The organism is Streptomyces sp. P5F9 (assembly GCF_057961495.1).
In genome coordinates, this window is sequence record NZ_JBXVPZ010000568.1 from 1 (window position 1) to 5647 (window position 5647).

6 protein-coding genes are annotated in these 5647 nt (G+C 69.6%); 4 read left to right on the forward strand and 2 right to left on the reverse strand.

All coding sequences use genetic code 11. The features are described from left to right. Positions 1 to 964 (reverse strand): LacI family DNA-binding transcriptional regulator (locus AC31A1_RS45725; protein WP_489658982.1); only part of this gene is annotated, 964 nt, incomplete at its 3' end. 249 nt (positions 965 to 1213) lie between these two features. Here AC31A1_RS45725 and AC31A1_RS45730 point away from each other — a divergent pair. From AC31A1_RS45730 to AC31A1_RS45745, 4 genes are all read left to right on the forward strand, one after another. Next, positions 1214 to 2371, forward strand: a complete 1158-nt coding sequence (locus AC31A1_RS45730) for a Gfo/Idh/MocA family protein (RefSeq protein ID WP_489658983.1) — start codon at positions 1214 to 1216, stop codon at positions 2369 to 2371. Further along, complete coding sequence (locus tag AC31A1_RS45735; RefSeq protein ID WP_489658984.1) at positions 2368 to 3522, forward strand: dihydrodipicolinate synthase family protein; 1155 nt, start codon at positions 2368 to 2370, stop codon at positions 3520 to 3522. Before AC31A1_RS45730 ends, AC31A1_RS45735 begins: the two co-directional genes overlap by 4 nt. Positions 3523 to 3557: 35 nt before the next feature. Further along, positions 3558 to 4358, forward strand: coding sequence for a sugar phosphate isomerase/epimerase family protein (locus AC31A1_RS45740; protein ID WP_489658987.1), 801 nt, complete (start codon positions 3558 to 3560; stop codon positions 4356 to 4358). A 272-nt stretch (positions 4359 to 4630) separates the two neighbouring features. After that, the gene (locus AC31A1_RS45745) at positions 4631 to 4981 is read left to right on the forward strand and encodes a hypothetical protein (protein ID WP_489658985.1); all 351 of its coding nucleotides are present in this window, start codon (positions 4631 to 4633) and stop codon (positions 4979 to 4981) included. A 116-nt stretch (positions 4982 to 5097) separates the two neighbouring features. On the opposite strand, the gene AC31A1_RS45750 is transcribed toward AC31A1_RS45745, so the two are convergent. Further along, complete coding sequence (locus AC31A1_RS45750; protein ID WP_489658986.1) at positions 5098 to 5493, reverse strand: DUF937 domain-containing protein; 396 nt, start codon at positions 5491 to 5493, stop codon at positions 5098 to 5100. Positions 5494 to 5647 lie beyond the last annotated feature (154 nt).

The window sequence follows — 5647 nt, forward strand, 5'->3', positions numbered from 1 at the left end:
GCCCCATGGCGATCCGCCCCGCCCGAGCCCCGGCCTCGGACAACGGCAACCGCACTGTCGTCAGCGAAGGCACCGCGTCCACACTGAACGGCAGATCGTCGAACCCGGCGACCGAGACGTCGTCCGGAATCCGCCGCCCCGACTCCCGCAGCGCCGCACACGCCCCAACCGCGACGGAGTCGTTCGCCGCGACGACGGCGGTCAGCGACGGATCCCGCCGCAGCAGCTCCAGCGTCGCCTCGTACCCCGACCGCCGGTCGTAGCGGCCATGAACGGTCCAGCGCGGATCCTCCACGATGCCGTGCGCGGCCAGCGCCTCCCGGTGGCCCTCCAGCCGGTGCCGCGTCGTCGTCCGTTCCTCCGGGCCCGCGATGTAGCCGAGCCGGCGATGGCCGAGGTCGATCAGGTGCTCGGTCAGTTCCCGGCCGCCCCCGCGGTTGTCGAAGGTCAGCGCGAACGCCCCCGTGTCCGGCGCCGGCGGCCGTCCGCACAGCACCACCCGCGTCCCGGCCTCGCCCAGCTTCCGCAGTTTCGCCGCGACCGCCGCCGCGTGCGGCGCGTTCTCCATCGCGCCGCCGGTCAGCACGACCGCCGCCGCCCGCTGCCGTTGCAGCAGGGTCAGGTACGTCAGCTCGCGTTCCGGGGAGCCGCCCGTGTTGCACACCACCGCTAGCCGTTCCCCGCCCGCGCGGCCCCCCGGCCCCCCGATCTCGGCCTGGATCGCGCTCGCCATGATCCCGAAGAAGGGGTCGGCGATGTCGTTGACCAGGATGCCGACCAGGTCGGAGGTGGCCGCGGCCAGCGCGCTCGCGGGACCGTTGAGCACGTAGTCGAGCTCGTCGACCGCCCGTAGGACCCGCTCGCGCGTGGTGGCCGCGACCGGGTAGTTGCCGTTCAGTACGCGCGACACCGTCGCGGGGGAGACCTGGGCGCGGGCCGCCACGTCCGCCAGGGTCACCGTCATGTTGTTCGTCCTCCGGTCGCGCATCGTGTCGTACGCCGTTGTACATAGGCTGCTCAAAGGAAGCCCCCGTCCGAGCAGACGATAAGGCCATCCATCCCCGCCGTTCGCCCCCTCGAACAACTCGACCCCATCACGGTCTTGTACAGACCAGTGGGCAAAGGCTAGCTTCTGCATATATAGAAAGCGCTTGCTGCAATCGGAACATGCGCTGAGACATGCGGTGAGACGCATGCGGACGAAGGGAAACACGTGACACGCAAGACGGTGCGTATCGCCATGAACGGCGTGACCGGGCGCATGGGCTACCGACAGCACCTCGTCCGCTCGATCCTCGCACTGCGCGAGCAGGGTGGTCTAGACCTCGGCGACGGTACGGTGCTGTGGCCGGAACCGATCCTCGTCGGCCGCCGCGAGCACGCGCTGAAGGCGCTTGCCGAGCAGCACGGGCTGGACCCGGAGAACGTCTCCACGGACGTCGACGCGGTCCTCGCCGACCCGACCGTCGAGATCTACTTCGACGCCCAGGTCACCTCGGCCCGCGAGGAGGCGCTCAAGAAGGCGATCGCGGCCGGGAAGCACATCTACACCGAGAAGCCGACGGCCACCGACTTCGAGGGCGCCCTGGAACTCGCCCGCCTCGCCGACGCCGCCGGCATCAAGCACGGCGTCGTCCAGGACAAGCTGTTCCTCCCGGGCCTGCTCAAGCTCAAGCGGCTCATCGACGGCGGCTTCTTCGGCCGGATCCTGTCCATCCGGGGCGAGTTCGGCTACTGGGTCTTCGAGGGCGACTGGCAGAGTGCCCAGCGCCCGTCGTGGAACTACCGCTCGGAGGACGGCGGCGGCATCGTCGTCGACATGTTCCCGCACTGGGAGTACGTCCTCCACGAGCTGTTCGGCCGCGTCAAGTCCGTCCAGGCCATCGCCACCACCCACATCCCGCAGCGCTGGGACGAGAACGGCAAGCCCTACGACGCCACCGCCGACGACGCCGCCTACGGCATCTTCGAACTCGACAGCGGCGCCATCGCCCAGATCAACTCCTCCTGGGCCGTCCGCGTCAACCGCGACGAACTCGTCGAGTTCCAGGTCGACGGCACCGAAGGCTCGGCCGTCGCCGGTCTGCGCAACTGCCGGGCCCAGCACCGCAGTTCCACCCCCAAGCCGGTCTGGAACCCGGACCTCCCCGCCACCGAGGTCTTCCGCGACCAGTGGCAGGAAGTCCCCGACAACACCGACTTCGACAACGGCTTCAAGGCCCAGTGGGAGCTGTTCCTGCGCCACGTCTACGCCGACGCCCCGTACCACTGGGACCTCCTGGCCGGCGCCCGCGGTGTCCAGCTCGCCGAGCTGGGCCTGAAGTCGTCCGCCGAGGGCCGCCGCTTCGACGTACCGGAGATCACCCTGTGACCATCCAACTCCCGGACTCCAAGGGCGGGTTGCGGGCATACGAACCCCGCCCCGAACCCCTCGCCGTCACCTCCGGCACCCCCTTCACCTCTCGTACGGTGTTCTCGGCCGCGCACGTCGTCGCCGACCCCTTCGCCGACACGAGCCCCGACTCGCCCGCCGCCGTCGACTGGGACGCCACCCTCGCCTTCCGCCGCCACCTGTGGTCGCACGGGCTCGGTGTCGCCGAGGCGATGGACACCGCCCAGCGCGGCATGGGCCTGGACTGGGCGGGCGCGGCCGAGCTGATCCGCCGCAGTGCCGCCGAGGCCAAGGCGGTCGGCGGCCGGATCGCCTGCGGCGTCGGCACCGACCAGCTCACCGACCCGAAGTCCCTGGCCGACGTACAGGCCGCGTACGAGGAGCAGTTGGCCCTCGTCGAAGCGTCGGGCGCGCAGGCCATCCTGATGGCGTCCCGCGCGCTCGCGGCCGTCGCGAAGGGCCCCGAGGACTACCTGGAGGTCTACGGCCATCTGCTCCGCCAGGCGTCCGAACCGGTCGTCCTGCACTGGCTGGGCCCGATGTTCGACCCGGCGCTGGAGGGTTACTGGGGCTCGCCGGACCTCGACGCGGCCACCGACACGTTCCTCGAAGTCATCGCCGCGCACCCCGACAAGGTCGACGGCATCAAGGTGTCGCTCCTGGAGGCTCAGCGGGAGATCGACATCCGGCGCCGACTGCCGCAGGGCGTGCGCTGCTACACCGGCGACGACTTCAACTACCCCGAGCTGATCGCGGGCGACGACCAGGGCTTCAGCCACGCCCTGCTCGGCATCTTCGACCCGCTCGGCCCGCTGGCGGCGGAGGCGGTCCGCGTCCTGGACACCGGGAACACGGCTGGTTTCCGCGAACTCCTCGACCCCACCGTCGAGTTGTCCCGCCACCTCTTCCAGACACCGACCCGCTTCTACAAGACGGGCGTGGTGTTCCTCGCCTGGCTCGCGGGCCACCAGTCGCACTTCACGATGGTCGGCGGCCTCCAGTCCGCCCGCTCCCTCCCGCACTTCGCCCGCGCCTACGAACTCGCCGACGGCCTGGGCCTGTTCCCCGACCCGAAGCTCGCGGAGGAACGGATGAAGAACCTGCTCGCCCTGTACGGAGTGAACCAGTGAGCGCCGCCGACCTCTCCCGCTTCTCCATCAACCAGATGACGGTCAAGCAGCTGTCGATGCCCGAACTGGTCGACACCTGCCTGGAGTTGGGCGTCCCCGGCGTCGGCCTCTGGCGCGAGCCGGTCCAGTCGTACGGCGTGGAGGAGACCGCGAAGCTGGTCCGCGGCGCGGGCCTCACGGTGACAACGTTGTGCAGGGGCGGCTTCTTCACGGCGATCGACCCGGACGAACGCGCCCGCGCCCTCGACGACAACCGCCGGGCCGTGGACGAGGCCGCCACCCTGGGCACGGACACCCTGGTCCTGGTGTCCGGTGGTCTCCCCGCCGGCTCCAAGGACCTGCACGGCGCGCGGGAGCGGATCGCCGACGCGCTGGGAGAGTTGGGGCCCTACGCCGAGGAGCGGGGCGTACGGCTGGCCATCGAGCCGCTGCACCCCATGTTCGCCTCCGACCGCTGCGTGGTCTCGACGCTCACCCAGGCCCTCGACCTCGCCGAGCGCTTCCCCGCCCAGCAGGTCGGCGTCACCGTCGACACGTACCACATCTGGTGGGACGACCGGGCGCCCGAGCAGATCGCCCGGGCGGGCGCGGGCGGCCGTATCCACACCTTCCAACTCGCCGACTGGACCACCCCGTTGCCCGAGGGCGTGCTCAACGGCCGCGGGCAGATCGGGGACGGCGCGATCGACATGCGGGAGTGGCTGTCGTACGTCGAGGCGGCGGGCTACACCGGTCCCATCGAGGTCGAGCTGTTCAACGACGGCCTGTGGGCCCGGGACGGACGCGAGGTGCTGGCCGAGACGGCGGCACGGTTCGTGGAGCACGTGATCCGGTAGTCGGAATGTGAGAGTCACCTTCACACAGCTTATTTTTATAAATGCAGATCAGGGTCCGTGCGGTGCGTGCTATTCCTGTGACCAGCCTGTCGATTTAGGTTTTTCGGAGCTTTCCGGAACCGTATCTCCCCAGGTCATGTCTGTAGGATCGTGCTCGCCGCGGGACCGGGAGAAAGCCCGGAAGCGCGGTCTTCCGGGCTTTCTCTTGTATGAGAGAAGCCTGAGAGGCGCATAAGAGAAGTAATTCAAAGAAACAAAACAAGGAGTTATCTGTGAACGTGCGTACCGCCGCCGTCTCCGTCGTCTCCGCGGCCCTCGTCGCCGTCGGCACCACCGCCGCCGTCGCCGCCCCGGCGCCGAGCATCACCGTCAAGGCCAACCATGCCGCCGTGAAGCTCGGTGACGCGGTCACCTTCACCGGCAAGACCGCCGGTCTGAAGGAGGGCAGCAAGGTGACGCTTCAGGTCAAGTCCGGCCCGACGTGGAAGTCGCTGCCCGTGACCGCCAAGGTCAACCACAGCGCCTACAAGCTGACCGACAAGTTCCAGAAGAAGGGCGTCCAGGTCCTGCGCGTCAAGGACGGCGCCGCCGTGTCCAAGGGTGTCTCGGTCACCGTCCGCTGACGCCGGCCACCCCGCACCCACACACCCCTGAGCCCTGCCCCACCCCGTTCGATCCGGGGTGGGGCAGGAGGTCAGGAGTATGCCGTACCGGCCGGCCAACGCCCGCACCGCACGGGTTACTTCTTCTTTGCCGCCCGCTTCGTGAGCACCGCGAGCACGGCCGGGATCAGCATCTCGACGACCCGCGCGGCGGTCGCCGGCGGCAGCCCCGTCTTCTTGGCCACCGCGTTCGCCACCGGCCTGGCCGCTTTCGCCAGCACCCCGGCCATGAGCCCGCCGGTCGCGAAACCGCCCAGCGTGGCCACGCCCTGGAGCGGAGCCTCCGGAGGCGTCTCGATCGTCGGGGGCTCCGCGGCCGCCGCCTCGCCGGACAGCGCCGAGGCCGTCGTCCCCACGACCTCCCTCGCGCCCGCCTCGTCCGTCCCCAGCAGGCCCGCGATCTCCTGGACCTTGGCGTCGCCCAGCTCGTCGAGGATGTCGTCGTGGAAGGTCGTAGCAGAGTCTTCGGTCATGCCTGAAACGCTACGTCCGACCCGTTTCGTCGGCACCCGGAAGCCGTCTTGAAGATTTCTCAAGACGGCGTGCAACCCTTCCCGTGGTCCGCGGGTCGTACTTGGCATCAGGACTCTTGGAGGGGGATCTGGGGGGATCGCGGGGGTTCTGATG

What these genes read in the sequence shown, in the direction of transcription:
- AC31A1_RS45740 (WP_489658987.1), top strand. Translation starts at nt 3,558, where the DNA reads ATGACGGTCAAGCAGCTGTCGATGCCCGAACTGGTCGACACCTGCCTG.
- AC31A1_RS45750 (WP_489658986.1), bottom strand. Translation starts at nt 5,493, where the DNA reads ATGACCGAAGACTCTGCTACGACCTTCCACGACGACATCCTCGACGAG.